Annotated in this window: 16 protein-coding genes; 7 read left to right on the top strand and 9 right to left on the bottom strand. The window is 59.9% G+C overall.

The annotated features are described in order from the left end of the window. Window positions 1-48: 48 nt before the first annotated feature. From ACA044_RS18415 to ACA044_RS18405, 3 genes are all read left to right on the top strand, one after another. Window positions 49-1,071: an ABC transporter permease gene (locus ACA044_RS18415; protein WP_497442671.1), complete on the top strand. Its 1,023-nt coding sequence runs from the start codon at window positions 49-51 to the stop codon at window positions 1,069-1,071. Window positions 1,072-1,398: 327 nt separating this feature from the next. Beyond that, a complete protein-coding gene (locus tag ACA044_RS18410; RefSeq protein ID WP_007907888.1) occupies window positions 1,399-1,803 on the top strand; it encodes a TraR/DksA family transcriptional regulator in 405 nt (134 codons plus the stop codon). Window positions 1,804-2,013: 210 nt separating this feature from the next. Next, entirely contained in the window at window positions 2,014-3,618 is a 1,605-nt protein-coding gene (locus ACA044_RS18405) for a methyl-accepting chemotaxis protein (protein WP_497442670.1), read from the top strand. 74 nt (window positions 3,619-3,692) lie between these two features. Here the strand turns inward: ACA044_RS18405 and ACA044_RS18400 are convergent, their stop codons facing one another. The 3 genes from ACA044_RS18400 to ACA044_RS18390 form a co-directional block, all read right to left on the bottom strand. Then, on the bottom strand, window positions 3,693-3,932 hold the full coding sequence (locus tag ACA044_RS18400) for a DUF2789 domain-containing protein (RefSeq protein WP_497442669.1): 240 nt from the start codon (window positions 3,930-3,932) through the stop codon (window positions 3,693-3,695). 150 nt (window positions 3,933-4,082) lie between these two features. Further along, complete coding sequence (locus ACA044_RS18395; RefSeq protein WP_497442668.1) at window positions 4,083-4,313, bottom strand: hypothetical protein; 231 nt, start codon at window positions 4,311-4,313, stop codon at window positions 4,083-4,085. A gap of 146 nt (window positions 4,314-4,459) precedes the next feature. Continuing rightward, window positions 4,460-4,708 carry a hypothetical protein gene (locus ACA044_RS18390; protein ID WP_497447258.1) on the bottom strand — a complete coding sequence of 83 codons (249 nt, stop codon included), beginning with the start codon at window positions 4,706-4,708 and terminating at the stop codon, window positions 4,460-4,462. 411 nt (window positions 4,709-5,119) lie between these two features. On the opposite strand from ACA044_RS18390, the gene ACA044_RS18385 reads away from it, so the two are divergent. The 4 genes from ACA044_RS18385 to ACA044_RS18370 all read left to right on the top strand — a co-directional run bounded on the left by ACA044_RS18385 (window position 5,120) and on the right by ACA044_RS18370 (window position 7,547). Further along, the gene (locus tag ACA044_RS18385) at window positions 5,120-5,590 is read left to right on the top strand and encodes a hypothetical protein (RefSeq protein ID WP_007907879.1); all 471 of its coding nucleotides are present in this window, start codon (window positions 5,120-5,122) and stop codon (window positions 5,588-5,590) included. After that, complete coding sequence (locus ACA044_RS18380) at window positions 5,590-5,793, top strand: hypothetical protein (protein ID WP_030130591.1); 204 nt, start codon at window positions 5,590-5,592, stop codon at window positions 5,791-5,793. The genes ACA044_RS18385 and ACA044_RS18380 overlap by 1 nt, the downstream gene beginning before the upstream one ends. A gap of 119 nt (window positions 5,794-5,912) precedes the next feature. Next, complete coding sequence (locus ACA044_RS18375) at window positions 5,913-6,929, top strand: ABC transporter substrate-binding protein (RefSeq protein ID WP_497442667.1); 1,017 nt, start codon at window positions 5,913-5,915, stop codon at window positions 6,927-6,929. 180 nt (window positions 6,930-7,109) lie between these two features. After that, the gene (locus ACA044_RS18370; protein ID WP_497442666.1) at window positions 7,110-7,547 is read left to right on the top strand and encodes a DUF3995 domain-containing protein; all 438 of its coding nucleotides are present in this window, start codon (window positions 7,110-7,112) and stop codon (window positions 7,545-7,547) included. A 117-nt stretch (window positions 7,548-7,664) separates the two neighbouring features. Here ACA044_RS18370 and ACA044_RS18365 read toward each other — a convergent pair whose 3' ends face one another. From ACA044_RS18365 to ACA044_RS18340, 6 genes are read right to left on the bottom strand one after another with little or no spacing between them, the layout of a single operon-like run. Further along, window positions 7,665-8,027 (bottom strand): Na+/H+ antiporter subunit G, encoded by a 363-nt coding sequence (locus ACA044_RS18365; protein WP_497442665.1) that lies wholly within the window; start codon window positions 8,025-8,027, stop codon window positions 7,665-7,667. Continuing rightward, on the bottom strand, window positions 8,024-8,302 hold the full coding sequence (locus ACA044_RS18360) for a K+/H+ antiporter subunit F (RefSeq protein WP_223488840.1): 279 nt from the start codon (window positions 8,300-8,302) through the stop codon (window positions 8,024-8,026). Before ACA044_RS18360 ends, ACA044_RS18365 begins: the two co-directional genes overlap by 4 nt. After that, complete coding sequence (locus ACA044_RS18355; protein ID WP_497442664.1) at window positions 8,299-8,787, bottom strand: Na+/H+ antiporter subunit E; 489 nt, start codon at window positions 8,785-8,787, stop codon at window positions 8,299-8,301. The genes ACA044_RS18360 and ACA044_RS18355 overlap by 4 nt, the downstream gene beginning before the upstream one ends. Continuing rightward, complete coding sequence (locus ACA044_RS18350) at window positions 8,784-10,469, bottom strand: monovalent cation/H+ antiporter subunit D (protein ID WP_497442663.1); 1,686 nt, start codon at window positions 10,467-10,469, stop codon at window positions 8,784-8,786. Before ACA044_RS18350 ends, ACA044_RS18355 begins: the two co-directional genes overlap by 4 nt. Further along, window positions 10,466-10,810 (bottom strand): Na+/H+ antiporter subunit C, encoded by a 345-nt coding sequence (locus ACA044_RS18345; protein WP_008029186.1) that lies wholly within the window; start codon window positions 10,808-10,810, stop codon window positions 10,466-10,468. Before ACA044_RS18345 ends, ACA044_RS18350 begins: the two co-directional genes overlap by 4 nt. Further along, window positions 10,810-13,740: a monovalent cation/H+ antiporter subunit A gene (locus tag ACA044_RS18340; RefSeq protein WP_497442662.1), complete on the bottom strand. Its 2,931-nt coding sequence runs from the start codon at window positions 13,738-13,740 to the stop codon at window positions 10,810-10,812. Before ACA044_RS18340 ends, ACA044_RS18345 begins: the two co-directional genes overlap by 1 nt. Between the last annotated feature and the right edge of the window lie 127 nt (window positions 13,741-13,867).

The following is a 13,867-nucleotide window of genomic DNA, read 5'->3' as shown; positions in this document are numbered from 1 at the left end:
GCGGTGGCCCTGGCCGCCGTCGGCGACGCAAAAGAAGGGTGAGTGGTTATGAACGCGATACTGGAAAACAAGCCTGCAGTGGCACCGGTCAAGAGTCGCCGGCGCCTTCCGACCGAGTTGAGTATCTTCCTGGTGCTGATCGGCATCGGCCTGGTCTTCGAAATGTTCGGCTGGATCGTGCGGGACCAGAGCTTCCTGATGAACTCTCAGCGCCTGGTGCTGATGATCCTGCAAGTGTCGATCATCGGCCTGCTGGCGATCGGGGTGACGCAGGTCATCATTACCACCGGTATCGACCTGTCCTCCGGTTCGGTGCTGGCGCTGTCGGCGATGATTGCCGCCAGCCTGGCCCAGACCTCGGACTTTGCCCGGGCGGTGTTTCCGTCCCTGACGGATTTGCCGGTGTGGATTCCAGTGATCACCGGGCTTGGGGTGGGATTACTGGCGGGAGCGATCAACGGCAGCATCATTGCGATCACCGGTATTCCGCCGTTCATTGCTACCCTCGGCATGATGGTCTCGGCCCGCGGCCTGGCGCGCTACTACACCGAAGGTCAGCCGGTGAGCATGCTCTCTGATTCCTACACGGCCATTGGACACGGCGCGATGCCGGTGATCATCTTTCTGGTGGTGGCGGTGATCTTTCACATCGCCCTGCGTTACACCAAGTACGGCAAGTACACCTACGCCATCGGCGGCAACATGCAGGCGGCGCGTACCTCCGGGATTAACGTCAAGCGGCATCTGGTGATCGTCTACAGCATCGCCGGGTTGCTTGCGGGCCTGGCCGGGGTGGTGGCGTCGGCACGGGCCGCGACCGGGCAGGCCGGGATGGGCATGTCTTATGAACTGGACGCGATTGCCGCGGCGGTCATCGGCGGCACCAGCCTGGCCGGTGGCGTCGGGCGCATCACTGGCACCGTGATCGGTGCGTTGATCCTCGGGGTCATGGCCAGCGGCTTTACCTTTGTCGGTGTTGACGCTTATATTCAAGACATCATCAAGGGACTGATCATTGTGGTGGCAGTGGTTATCGACCAGTACCGCAACAAGCGCAAACTCAAGCGCTGAAGCCGGACGAAACACGAAAATGCGCCACGCCTGACCCGCGTGGCGCAGCCGTTTGTCTTCTATATACAGCCGCTCGACTGAATTTCTTGCTATAAACGCACTCCGATAACCACCTCAAAGCCGGCCATAGAGCACTTTCAGGGCTTTGTCGGACAGATTCGCTGTCTTTTCAGTTGCTGAGGCCTCGAGTCGGCCTTAGACTGCCGCCCCTCGTAAATTGAGTGCCGGGTGGCGCTTGGAATAAACGGCGCCTTTCCAATGACCGCCTCAGGTTCAACGGATCGCTCCCTAATTCGCCTTAATGCACGTTTTTTTATAGAGATATCAATGACAAAGGACAAGTTGCTGGCCATGCCGGCGGATGACTACATGAATGCCGAGCAACATGCTTTTTTCTCCGAGCTGTTGCAGAACATGAAAGTCGAAACCCATGAGCGCATCGAGCAGAATCGCATTGCCATCGAGAGCCTGGACACCCCGGCCGATCCGGCGGACGCGGCTTCCGTCGAAGAAGAGCGCACCTGGCTGGTGAACGCGATCGATCGCGACCAGCGCATGCTGCCTCAGTTGGAACAGGCCCTGGAACGCATCAAGGAAGACAGCTTCGGCTGGTGCGACGACAGCGGCGAGGCCATTGGGCTGAAACGCCTGCTGATCAGCCCGACCACCAAGTACTGCATCGAAGCTCAAGAGCGTCACGAGCAGATCGACAAGCACCAGCGTCAGGCCTGATTCAGTAGCGCCCCCATCGCGGGCAAGCCTCACTCCTACGGGTAAGACCTGTAGGAGCGAGGCTTGCCCGCGAAGCTTTTGTTCGCCCGAAAAATCTCGCACACTTCTATTGATCTGCTTCAACCCCCACTACTAATGGACCATAGATAATGGCTTTGTAGTGGCGTTTAATGCGTTCACAACAATTAGAAGACGCGTGGGGTGACGAAGATGACGAGGGATGAATCTCTGGTTGGGGCTGAGCCTGCACCGGTGCTGTTGCCGAAAGCCCGCTGGCTGACGCCTATGCTGCAAAGCATCGCCCTGATGCTCTTGCTGTGCGGCATGGCATTGGCTGGCTGGTCGCTTTACCTTGGCCTGCCATTGGTCGTGCTAATTATATGGCTACCGCGCCTGCGCTCGCGCACTCTTCCTGAGGCAGCCCCCGCGGACAGCACCAGCGCCATCGCCGGGTTGACTCGCGATCTCTCCTATACCACCAGTCATAACGCCTTGTCGGCCGCCGGCGTGGCCTTCTCGGTCAAGCAATTGGCGGGCAAACTGCAATCGCAACTCGACGCCGCGGCGCAGATTGTCAGCAACGCCGAAGTAATGATCGCCACCGAACACACTACATCGAAACTCAGCCGGGAAGCCTTGAGCGCGGCCAGCGAAGCCCATCAGAGCAGTGCGGCAGGGCGCACGGAACTGGTCGAGTCGATTGCGCGCATGCATCAACTCAGTCAGCGTGCCAGCAGCAGCCGTGAGTTGATCGAGGCTTTGAGCCTGCGCAGTGACGATATCCAGCGGGTAACGCTGGTGATCCAGTCCATCGCCAGCCAGACTAATCTGCTGGCGCTGAACGCGGCCATCGAAGCGGCGCGAGCTGGAGAGCACGGTCGCGGGTTTGCGGTAGTGGCCGATGAGGTTCGCGGGCTGGCCGCCCGCACGGCGACGGCGACCGGCGAAGTCGGGGAGATGGTTGCCGATATTCAACAACGCACGGCACAAGTGGTGGAGCAAATTCGTCAACTGGCCAGCGATCTGAATACCGGCGTTGCGCAAGTCGAGCACACGGGGCAGCACCTGGAAAACATAGCGCGCCTGACCGACGGCGTCGAAAGGCAGGTTGGAGAAATCGCTCAGGGCGCAGACACCAACCGCGAACAGCTCGACAGTCTGTTCCATGCCATTGAACAGATGCGCAGCGATCTGGCAATCAGTGACCAGCAAACCCAGCGCCTGGCCCAGGCGGCGGTGCAAATGGAAGGGCAGGCCGAAACCATCAGCGAACGCCTCGCTGAAGTCGGACTGGATGACTATCACCAGCGGATTTACGACCTGGCCCGCGAAGGTGCAAGCCAGATTGCGGCGCGCTTTGAGGCGGATATCGACCAGGGCCGAGTCAGCCTCGATGACCTGTTTGATCGCAACTACCAGCCGATTCCCAACACCAGCCCGGCCAAATACCAGACCCGCTTCGATCGCTACACCGATCAGGTATTACCGGCGATTCAGGAGCCATTGCTGCCGCGTCATGAAGGCTTGGTGTTCGCTATTGCCTGCACGCAACAGGGTTATGTGCCGACCCACAACACCGTGTTCAGCCAGCCGCTGACCGGTGATGTACAGGTCGATACGCTGCAAAACCGTACCAAGCGCAAGTTCTCTGACCGCACCGGGATCCGCTGTGGCAGCCATCAGCAGGCGGTACTGTTGCAAACCTACACCCGCGACACCGGTGAACTGATGCACGACCTCTCGGTGCCGATCATGCTCAAGGGCCGGCATTGGGGTGGTTTGCGCCTGGGTTACAAACCGGAACGTCCTCGCTGAGAGCAAGCGTGCAGGGCTGCCTGGTTGGCGCAATTGAGCGCCGAAATAGCCGACAGCCTGCATTGAGCCTCAGGCTAGTGGATCTGGTGTATGCGCAGATTCAGGTCGTCGACCACATGCGCCCAATCGGCGTCTTCACGCAGTTGTTCCTTGAGGAAGCCGGCTTGTTGCGGGGTCCAGAACTCGGCATCGATGAGCTTTTTGTCGTCGGCCAAAGGTGAATGACAGGCAATGAAATCGTCGATGGCCTTCTCGCTGGAGTCCAGACCGAGCTGGTCGAACAAGCCTTTCAAGTCATGAGTGGGTGAATCCATCTTCATCTCCTTGCAGATAATCCTTCGCGTCGAGTGCGAGATCCGAGGTTCGGCTTCATTGCACCTGAGAGGCATCTGAGAGAGCCGCGCTTCAGGTGTTCGATAGCGATACTCAAAAGCAGGAATGAGCATAGACTGCAAATCCGATGATCAGGCTTTCAATGCTCCTTCATCGACGGCAAGCTTCAGGGCTTTCGCGGCTTCCTGGGCGGCAATGGCTGCAACATCCGCGGTCTTGAACCAGCGATCCTTTTCGACCTGGTGATACGACACTGTGGTCAACGGCGATTTGGCGCGCATGATAATGACTGCCTGGAATTCGCCGTCGACTTCTCTGGCTTCGCCCCGGATAAAAAATTCACCGATATCAAATTCCGTCACGTAGCAGTCTTCCCTTGGAAATATTGTTGTGTTGAACGCCGTCCGCCCTGGGGACGGGCTTCATTGGTCGGGCAGTATGGCAGTAGTTGCCTGCCGGCGGCTGAGATAAGTCGCCGGTGTGACGAAACGTCTATGCAAATGAATGGTCAGCTACGTGCCTCGAGTGAGCGGGCAAGGGCGCAGGCTTCGTTATGGTTGCCGCGGAAACCTCTGACACGGCCGGTGGATATTTCCCTGATGTGGAAAAAGGCATTGCCGGCCAATACCACCTGAAAACGCGGGAGCAGACGCTCTTCAGGGAAGAAATCCTGCGGCCGGAGCACCCTTGGATGCACGGGCGATACGTCGTTTGTGTGCCGTGGGTGAGGCTGGGCGAAGTGAGTCAATGTGCACATATGAAGTCCTTTTCGTGATTTTGCCGACGTGTGTACGTTGTTTTGGGTAGTCTCGGTGAGCATGGCTGCTCTAGAATCGCCATCAATGGTTGGCGATTGATGCCCATCTAAAGCAATTTTTTACTGGCGATATGTCGGAAAAGTGCTTTTTTTAAAGAGATTTTTCCCTAAAGTTGGTAATCCGGTTTTCTCTGGCCGTCAGAAGGGCGTTTTCCTTCAACCTCTGACGACCGCCAGGCAAGACGACGCGGGGGATGTTCCAGTAATCTTCTCAAACCTCGCGATGAATGGGCCCTCTGTTCGTTCCAGGATTTCGACCCGGGTCATTTGGCTACACCTCGGCATTGCCGCTTTTTTCTGCTGTGCGCGTTTCCTGCGTGCGGCATCATTTTCAGATGTGGGGATGTTTCCTTGGCAGTAAGTAATCTCGATATGCATGCTTTGTTCGTACTGGGTGATTTGCGCGCAAAGCTGGTTAAACAGTTTCAGTCACGTTTCGTCTACATCACCGAACAGAACGCTGAAGGCATTTACATTGCCGAACTCGACACCGAATCAGCGCTGGTGGTGGACGACAAGCCAGGGCTTAAACTCAAGGTCGGCGATCATTTCAGCGCCTCCGTATTGCCCAGCCGCGAAGGCGGCAAACTGGACATCAAGTTCCGCGAAATCAAACTGACGGTGTACGGGCTGGGGGATTACGCGTTCGTGACCACCGCAGACGGCCACGGCATTGTGTTCAAGGAAGGTCATAGCGTGGTAATGGTGTTCGCGGCCCACCAACAATTGCAGGAAGGCCTGACCAAAACCCTGAAAGCCGTGACCGCCAAGGCCGCCAAGTGGCGCAAGGGCGAACTGGTGACCTTCAAGGCCAGCGAGTAATGACCCTGACCCGCGCCGATTTCCACGAACAGAACCAGGCCAGTGCCCACGCCGAGGCGCAGCGGCTGCTGGCTCAAAAGGCCGTTCTACAGGGAACCTGGCTGAGTTGGGTGGCGTCACAGATCTACCTGTTGCGTCCGGCGGCGTACGCCAGCATGGTCAGAAGAGAGCTTGCACGCTTGCAGGAACCTTCCGAAAATTAATCCTCGCCCCTCGAAAGCAGGAACCTCAACTACAGTCAGATGACTGAGTATTCAGAGGCTTGCGGTCTTCTTTGTCAGGCCATCCTGTTATTGCTGTGAACAGCACGAGGTGCAAAAGCATGAAGGGATTTCGACGGTTACTGGCCGCTACCTTGGCCACGTTCGGTTTGTTGGCTTCACCCGTTCCGGTGTTCGCTGCCCAGGCGCCGATCCATTTCGCCGACCTGAACTGGGAAAGCGGCAGCCTGATCACCGATATCCTGCGGATCATCGTCGAGAAGGGCTATGGCTTGCCGACCGACACCTTGCCGGGGACGACCATTACCCTGGAGACCGCACTGGCCAACAATGACATTCAGGTCATTGGCGAAGAATGGGCCGGTCGCAGCCCGGTCTGGGTCAAGGCTGAGGCCGAGGGCAAAGTCGCGGCCCTGGGCGATACGGTCAAGGGTGCCACCGAGGGCTGGTGGGTGCCGGAGTACGTGATCAAGGGCGATCCGGCCAAGGGCATCAAGCCGATGGCGCCGGATCTGCGCAGTATCAGTGATCTGCCACGCTACAAGGACGTGTTCAAAGACCCGGAAACCCCGGGCAAGGGGCGTTTTCTCAACAGCCCGATCGGCTGGACGTCGGAAGTGGTCAACAAACAGAAGCTCAAGGCGTATGGGCTGGACGACAGCTACGTGAACTTTCGCAGTGGTTCGGGGGCGGCGCTGGACGCGGAGATCAGTTCGTCGATTCGTCGCGGCAAGCCGGTCCTGTTCTATTACTGGTCACCGACGCCGCTACTCGGCCGTTTCAAACTGATTCAGTTGCAGGAGCCACCATTCGACGCCGAAGCCTGGAAAACCCTGACCGACGCCGACAACCCCAATCCGAAACCGACTCGTTCGCTGCCCTCGAAGCTGTCTATCGGTGTATCTACGCCATTCCAGAAACAGTACCCGCAGATTACCGAATTCTTCAGCAAGGTCGATTTGCCGATCGAAGCGTTGAACAAGGCCCTGGCTGACATGAGCGAAAAACATACTCCGCCACGTCAAGCCGCGGAAGCGTTCATGAAGGCGCACCCGGACGTGTGGCAAGCCTGGGTACCGAAGGATGTGGCCGACAAGGTTTCTGCCGAACTGAAATAAACCCCTGTAGGCGCTGGCACAGGCTTGGCCAGTTCCTACGGGGCGCGTTTGCAGCCGTATGACAGCACGCTCATGGTTCTCAGGTGAACCGGGTGCAGCTTACTGTCGATGACGAACACCCTTACAAAAACGCGCAAGGAAGTTCATCCTGCTGCAACATTTCACACTGGACGTCTGAATATGAGCCTATTGGTCGCGCAATGGATTGCTGCAATCTTTCTATTCATCAGCCTGGTTCACCTGTATTGGGCGGTGGGTGGCAAGTGGGGCAGCGAGGCGGTGGTGCCGCGCGTGCCCGGGGAGGACGGTGAGGCATCGAGGCCGGCGTTCAAGCCGTCGGGCTTTGCCACGTTGCTGGTGGCGGTGGGCTTGCTGTTGATCGCCATGCTGGTATGCCTGCGGGTCGGGTTGTATCTGCCCACGGTGCATCACTGGTCGTTGCAATGGGTGATCAGCGCGATCGCCATGCTGATGTTCGCCCGGGCGATCGGCGATTCGAATTTGGTGGGGTTCTTCAAGCAGGTCAAGGATTCGAAGTTTTCCCGGCTGGATACTTGGGCCTATTCGCCATTGTGTGTGGTGTTGGGGGTCGGATTGTTGGCAGTGGCCTGGATTTGAAAAGCTTCGCGGGCAAGTCGGAACGCCGCACCGCTCGCTCCTACAGGTTCGGCGTAAACCTGTAGGAGCGAGGCTTGCCCGCGAAGAGGCCCTGTCAATCAACACAAACCCGCGGATTTAACTCCCCGTTTCCGTGCGCCGACTACTCACCTCCGCCGGCACATCATCCCCGGCCATGCGCTTGCGAAACAGCGCCGCCCGGGCCAGCAGCAACGTGGTCACCGGCACAGTGATCGACAACAGAATCGGAATCAGCCAGGCATGCAGCACCGGCCCCGACTTGAGCGCCGAAAAATAAATGATCGAGGCCAGTGCCACGCACCACGCGCCCAATGTCGAGGCCAGTGCCGGTGGATGCATGCGCTGGAAATAATCTTTCATTCGCAGCAGCCCGACCGCGCCGATCAGTGTAAACAGACTGCTGAGCACCAGCAGAATCGCCACCGGTATTTCCACCCACAGAGACAGTTCAGCGCTCATTCGATCACCTCGCCGCGCAGCAGGAATTTGGCCAGGGCAAACGAGCCGACGAAGCCGAACAGGGCGATCAGCAGCGCCGCCTCGAAGTAAGTGTCGCTGGCATAACGAATGCCCAGCGCAAGCATCATCAGCATGGCGACGATGTACAGGTAATCCAGGGCCAGAACCCGGTCCTGGGCCGACGGGCCCTTGAACAGGCGGATCAGGGTCAGAATCATCGCCACCGAAAAGATGAACAGACTCAGCAGGATCGCGTTCGACAGCAATTCGCTCATTCGAAGATCTCCATCAAGGGGCGCTCGTAGGTCGCCTTGAAGTGCTGGATGAATTGGCTTTCGTCATCCAGATCGAAGACATGCAGCAACAGAATGCTGCGATCCAGTGCCAGCTCCGACCAGACCGTGCCGGGGACCACCGTGCAGATCATCGACAGCGCCGCCAGGCCGTTGGCATCGCGCAAATCCAGCGGCACCTTGATGAACCGTGAACGAGGCGCACGCCGTCCGGCATTGAGCACGCCCCAGGCCACGGCGAGGTTAGACACCAGCACATCGCGCCCGACCAGCAAGAACAAACGCAAAATCACCCCGGGCCGACGAATGCGGATCGGCAGCGGTCGCAGCTTGCGCATCATCAGCGGGGCACAGAGGCCAAGCACCGCACCCAACAGCAGATTGCCGGGGCTCATCGACAGGTTCAAAACCAGCCACAGCAGCCACAACGCCAACGACAACCATGGGGCGGGAAACAGACGCTTCATGGTTGCACCTCCACCCGTGCTGCGCTGGCTTGGGGGTTTGGAATCGCACGGGTGCCGAGCACCGCCATCACGTACTGCTGTGGGTTATTCAACGTTTGGGCAGCGGCCTGGGTGTAGCGCAACAGGGGTTCAGCCTTGAACGTCAGGGCAATGCTCAGCCCCAGCAGAACGATGATCGGCACGCATTCCAGGCTGCGCAGTAATGGCGACGGCCGCTCTTGCGGGGTCCAGAACCGCTGGATGCCCAAACGCGAGAAAGCGATCAACGAGGCCAGCCCGGACAGGATCAACAGGGCGAGCAAACCCCACGCGCCGTTCGATATCGGCTCGTCGCCACCATGGCCCAGACCCAGCGGATTGAGCAGGGCGCTGAGCAGGCTGAGTTTGCCGATAAACCCGGAGAGTGGCGGCATTCCGATGATCAGCAGGGCGCAGGCGATGAAGCTCAAACCGAGGAAAGCCATGGCCCAGGGAATCACCTGGCCGACCACAGCTTTCTGTTCGTCATCGAGGTTGAAGCCTTTGGGTGGCTGCAAAGACTCCAGGGGCCGTGGAAGCAGCTCGCCGTCATCGAACAGCGGAATTTCGTTGGCCGAACGCGAGCGCTCGATCAATTCGGCCAGCAAGAACAGCGCGCTCAAGGCCAGGGTCGAGCTGACCAGATAGAACAACGCCGCGCCAATCAGGTTCGGCTGGGCGAAACCGATGGCCGACAACAGAATGCCTGCCGATACCAGAATGCTCAGGCTGGCCATGCGTTCCAGGCGTTGCGCGGCGAGGATCGCCACGGCGGCGCAGACGATGGTCGCCATGCCGCCGTAGATCAGCCAGTCGCCACCGAAGTACGCGGATGCCCCGGCCTGCCCGGAGAACAGCAGCGTCCACAGCCGTAGCAAGGTGTAGACACCGACCTTGGTCATGATCGCGAACATCGCCGCCACTGGCGCGCTGGCCGCGGAATAGGCCGGCACCAGCCAGAAGTTCAGCGGCCACATCCCGGCCTTGGCCAGGAACGCCACCGCCAGAATCGCCGCGCCGGCGTGCAGCAAACCGCGATCGGCTCCCGGCACCAACGGGATTTTCAGCGCCAGATCGGCCATGTTCAGTGTGCCGGTAACGCCGTAGATCAGCGCCGCGCCAATCAGAAACAGCGACGAGGCCAGCAGGTTGATCGAGATGTAATGCAGCCCCGACGACACCCGCGCCCGGCCCGAACCGTGCAGCATCAACCCGTAAGAGGCGGCCAGCAGCACCTCGAAGAACACGAACAGGTTGAACAGGTCTGCCGTCAGGAAGGCGCCGTACAGGCCCATCAACTGAATCTGGAACAGCGCATGGAAACTCGAACCGGCACCGTCCCAGCGGGCCATGGCGAACAGCAGGGCGCTGACGCCGATGATCCCGGTCAGCACCAGCATCAGCGCCGACAGACGATCGACCACCAGCACAATACCGAACGGCACCTGCCAGTTGCCCGGCAGGTACACACCGATGGAGCCTGGCACGCCGGTGGTTTGCGTCCATTGCAGCAACATCACGGCAATGCCCAGCCCCAGCAGGCTGGAGAACAGATTGATTTTGGCCTTTAACGGGCGGTGTTTTTCGCCCAGCATCAGCATCACGGCGGCGGTCAGCAGCGGTAGCAGAATCGGTGCAGCGATCAGGTGCGCCATCGGATTCATTCTTTAGGCTCCCGGCCATCCACATGGTCGGTGCCGGTCAGGCCCCGGGAGGCGAGCAGCACCACGAGGAACAGCGCGGTCATGGCGAAGCTGATGACGATCGCGGTCAGCACCAACGCTTGCGGCAGCGGGTCGGTGTAGTGCAGCAAATCCTGAGGTACACCGTCCTTGATGTTCGGTTCCTTGCCGATGAACAGGCTGCCCATGCTGAAGATGAACAGGTTGACGCCGTAGGACAGCAGGCACAGGCCCATGACCACCTGGAACGTCCGTGGCCGCAGCACCAGCCACACGCCGGACGCGGCTAGCACACCAATGGCGATTGCGATGACTTCTTCCATCAGATGGCTCCTTGCGTGGCAGCCGCTTTGGCCACGGGCTTGGGTTGCGCGCTGGTTTTATGGCGGCGTACCGATTGGTGGGCGAGGGCGGTCAGGATCAACAGCGTCGAGCCGACCACCACGGCGTACACGCCAATGTCGAAGAACAGCGCGCTGGCGATGTGAATGTCGCCCAGCAGCGGCAATGCGAAATGCCAGGTGTGGGTGGTGAGGAAGGGATACCCAGCCGCCATCGCCCCGAGCCCGGTGACCGTGGCGAACAGCAGCCCGGTGCCCATCCAGCGCAGCGGTCGCAGGCTCATTTGCGCCTCGACCCATTGGGTGCCGGCGACCATGTATTGCAGAATGAACGCCACCGACATCACCAGGCCGGCGACGAAACCGCCACCCGGTTGGTTGTGCCCGCGCAGGAACAGGTAGACCGACACCACAAACGCAATCGGCAGCAGCAGACGGACCAGCACCGCTGGCACCATCATGAAACCGAGCGCGGTGTCGCTGGCGTGCCGCGGGTTAACCAGATCGGTGACCACGTCGGGTGCCAGCAAGCGCTGTTGCGCCGGCAATTGCAGGCTTTCTTTCGGTGGGCGGAAGCGTCGCAGCAGGGCGAACACGGCCAGGGCCACGGCCACTAGCACGGTGATTTCGCCGAGGGTGTCGAAGCCACGGAAGTCCACCAGCATCACGTTGACCACGTTGCTGCCGCCGCCTTCGGGCAGGGCGCGACTGAGGTAGAACGAGGAAATGTCGTTGGGTGTCTGGCGGGTCAGCATCGCGTAGGACAGCAGCGCCATACCGCCACCGACCGCGATCGACAGCAGCAAGTCGCGGATACGGCGGATGCGTGCCTTGCGCAGACTGCTCGGCAATGGCGACACCTCTTCGATCCGTCGCGGCAGCCAGCGCAGACCGAGGAGGATCAACACCGTGGTCACCACTTCCACCGCCAGTTGCGTCAGCGCCAGATCCGGCGCCGAGAACCAGACGAAGGTCACGCAGGTCATCAGGCCGCAGACGCTGACCATGGTCAGGGCCGCGAGCCGGTGATACTTGGCTTGCCATGCCGCGCCAAGGGCACAGGTAATCGCCAGCAGCCAGAGGATCACGAACACGATCGAGCCCTGAATTTTCGGCCGCTCGCCCCAACTCAGGCTGCTGTGCAGCATCGGGATCAACCCGGCCAGCACCGCGGCGAGTACCACCAGAAACAGTTGGGTTTGCAGGCGCCGAGTGCTGATCCGCCGCTCCAGACGCCGGGCCAGGCGCATCATGATCACCAGACTGCGCTCGAACAGGCGCTTGCCGTTGAAGTGGCTGATCACCGGCGGGTGCGTGAAGCGCCCGCGCTTGAGCTGATTGCGCAGCAGCAGATAGAGGATGATGCCGCAGGACATGGCGATCAGGCTCATGATCATCGGCGCGTTCCAGCCGTGCCAGATCGCCAGGCTGTACTCGGGCAGCGTGCCGCCCACCACCGGCAATGCCGCCGCCGCGAGCAACGAGCCGACCACTTGCGCCGGGAAAATCCCCACCACCAGACAGGTGAACACCAGCAATTCCACCGGCGCGCGCATCCAGCGTGGCGGTTCGTGCGGGGTGTGCGGCAGGTCGGTGGCAGTCGGGCCGAAGAACACGTCGACGGTGAAGCGCAGCGAGTAGGCGACGCTAAACGTGCCGGCGATGGTCGCCACAATCGGCAGGGTCATCTCGATCCAGGCCGTGGCGTTGATGAACACGGTTTCGGCGAAGAACATTTCTTTCGACAGGAAACCGTTGAGCAACGGCACACCGGCCATGGAGGCACTGGCGACCATGGCCAGGGTGGCGGTGAACGGGATCAGTTTGATCAGGCCGCTGAGTTTGCGAATGTCCCGGGTACCGCTTTCGTGGTCAATGATCCCGGCGGCCATGAACAGCGAGGCCTTGAACGTGGCGTGGTTGAGAATGTGGAACACCGCAGCCACAGCGGCCAACGGACTGTTCAAACCCAGCAGCAGGGTAATCAGGCCCAGATGGCTGATGGTCGAGTAGGCCAGCAGGCCCTTGAGGTCGTTCTGGAACATTGCGCAATACGCGCCGAGCAACAGGGTGCAGGCCCCGGCCCCGCTGACGATGTAGAACCATTCTTCACTGCCGGACAGTGACGGCCACAGGCGTGCGAGCAGGAACACCCCGGCCTTGACCATGGTCGCCGAGTGCAGATAGGCCGAGACCGGTGTCGGCGCCGCCATGGCGTGGGGCAGCCAGAAGTGGAAGGGGAATTGCGCACTTTTGCTCAAGGCGCCGATCAGGATCAGGGGTAACAGAATAGGGTAGAGGGCATGTGCGCGAATCAGATCACCGGCGGCCAGGACCTTGTCCAGGTCATAGCTGCCGACCACATGGCCGAGCAGCATGACCCCCGCCAGCAAACACAAGCCGCCGGCGCCGGTGACCATCAATGCCATGTAGGCGCCACGTCGCGCATCGGCGCGGTGGTGCCAGTAGCCGATCAACAGGAATGAGAAGAGGCTGGTCAGTTCCCAGAAAAACACGATCTGGATCAGGTTGCCGGAGATCACCAACCCCAGCATGGCGCCCATGAACGCCAGGAAAAACGCGAAGAAACGCGGCACCGGATCGTCCGGTGACATGTAATAACGGGCATACAAAGAAACCAGCGTGCCGATGCCCAGCACCAGCATCGAGAACAGCCAGGCGAAACCGTCCATGCGCAGAACGAAGTTCAGGCCCAGGCTCGGTAGCCAGAAGAACTCTTCGCGGATCACGCCGCCATGGGCGATTTGCGGGTACAAGAGGGCGACCTGGACGGTGCCGATCAGGGCAACCAGGCCAGCCAACAGCGATTCGGTGTTACGCGCGTTGTGCGGCAGCAAGGCTGCCAGACAGCTGCCGATAAAAGGCAGAAGCAGTAGAACTATCAGAGACATAGGCTTCTAATCTGCGGAAGTTTGTGAAGCATCATACGTGCCAGCTCCCGGATCACCAAACGCCAAGCTGTCGCAGAATCCTACAAGGTAGGCAGTAAAAAACTGTTTATCATTGTTTAAAAAGGGC

It is taken from the genome of Pseudomonas sp. LBUM1673, assembly GCF_059695645.1.
This window is presented reverse-complemented; position numbering and strand designations above follow the sequence as displayed.

Coding starts and splice junctions, on each gene's coding strand:
- ACA044_RS18405 (WP_497442670.1), top strand. CDS start 2,014: ATGACGAGGGATGAATCTCTGGTTGGGGCTGAGCCTGCACCGGTGCTG.
- ACA044_RS18355 (WP_497442664.1), bottom strand. CDS start 8,787: ATGAAGCGTCTGTTTCCCGCCCCATGGTTGTCGTTGGCGTTGTGGCTG.
- ACA044_RS18360 (WP_223488840.1), bottom strand. CDS start 8,302: ATGAGCGAATTGCTGTCGAACGCGATCCTGCTGAGTCTGTTCATCTTT.
- ACA044_RS18370 (WP_497442666.1), top strand. CDS start 7,110: ATGAGCCTATTGGTCGCGCAATGGATTGCTGCAATCTTTCTATTCATC.
- ACA044_RS18415 (WP_497442671.1), top strand. CDS start 49: ATGAACGCGATACTGGAAAACAAGCCTGCAGTGGCACCGGTCAAGAGT.
- ACA044_RS18410 (WP_007907888.1), top strand. CDS start 1,399: ATGACAAAGGACAAGTTGCTGGCCATGCCGGCGGATGACTACATGAAT.
- ACA044_RS18365 (WP_497442665.1), bottom strand. CDS start 8,027: ATGAGCGCTGAACTGTCTCTGTGGGTGGAAATACCGGTGGCGATTCTG.
- ACA044_RS18400 (WP_497442669.1), bottom strand. CDS start 3,932: ATGGATTCACCCACTCATGACTTGAAAGGCTTGTTCGACCAGCTCGGT.
- ACA044_RS18390 (WP_497447258.1), bottom strand. CDS start 4,708: ATGTGCACATTGACTCACTTCGCCCAGCCTCACCCACGGCACACAAAC.
- ACA044_RS18345 (WP_008029186.1), bottom strand. CDS start 10,810: ATGGAAGAAGTCATCGCAATCGCCATTGGTGTGCTAGCCGCGTCCGGC.
- ACA044_RS18350 (WP_497442663.1), bottom strand. CDS start 10,469: ATGAATCCGATGGCGCACCTGATCGCTGCACCGATTCTGCTACCGCTG.
- ACA044_RS18340 (WP_497442662.1), bottom strand. CDS start 13,740: ATGTCTCTGATAGTTCTACTGCTTCTGCCTTTTATCGGCAGCTGTCTG.
- ACA044_RS18375 (WP_497442667.1), top strand. CDS start 5,913: ATGAAGGGATTTCGACGGTTACTGGCCGCTACCTTGGCCACGTTCGGT.
- ACA044_RS18380 (WP_030130591.1), top strand. CDS start 5,590: ATGACCCTGACCCGCGCCGATTTCCACGAACAGAACCAGGCCAGTGCC.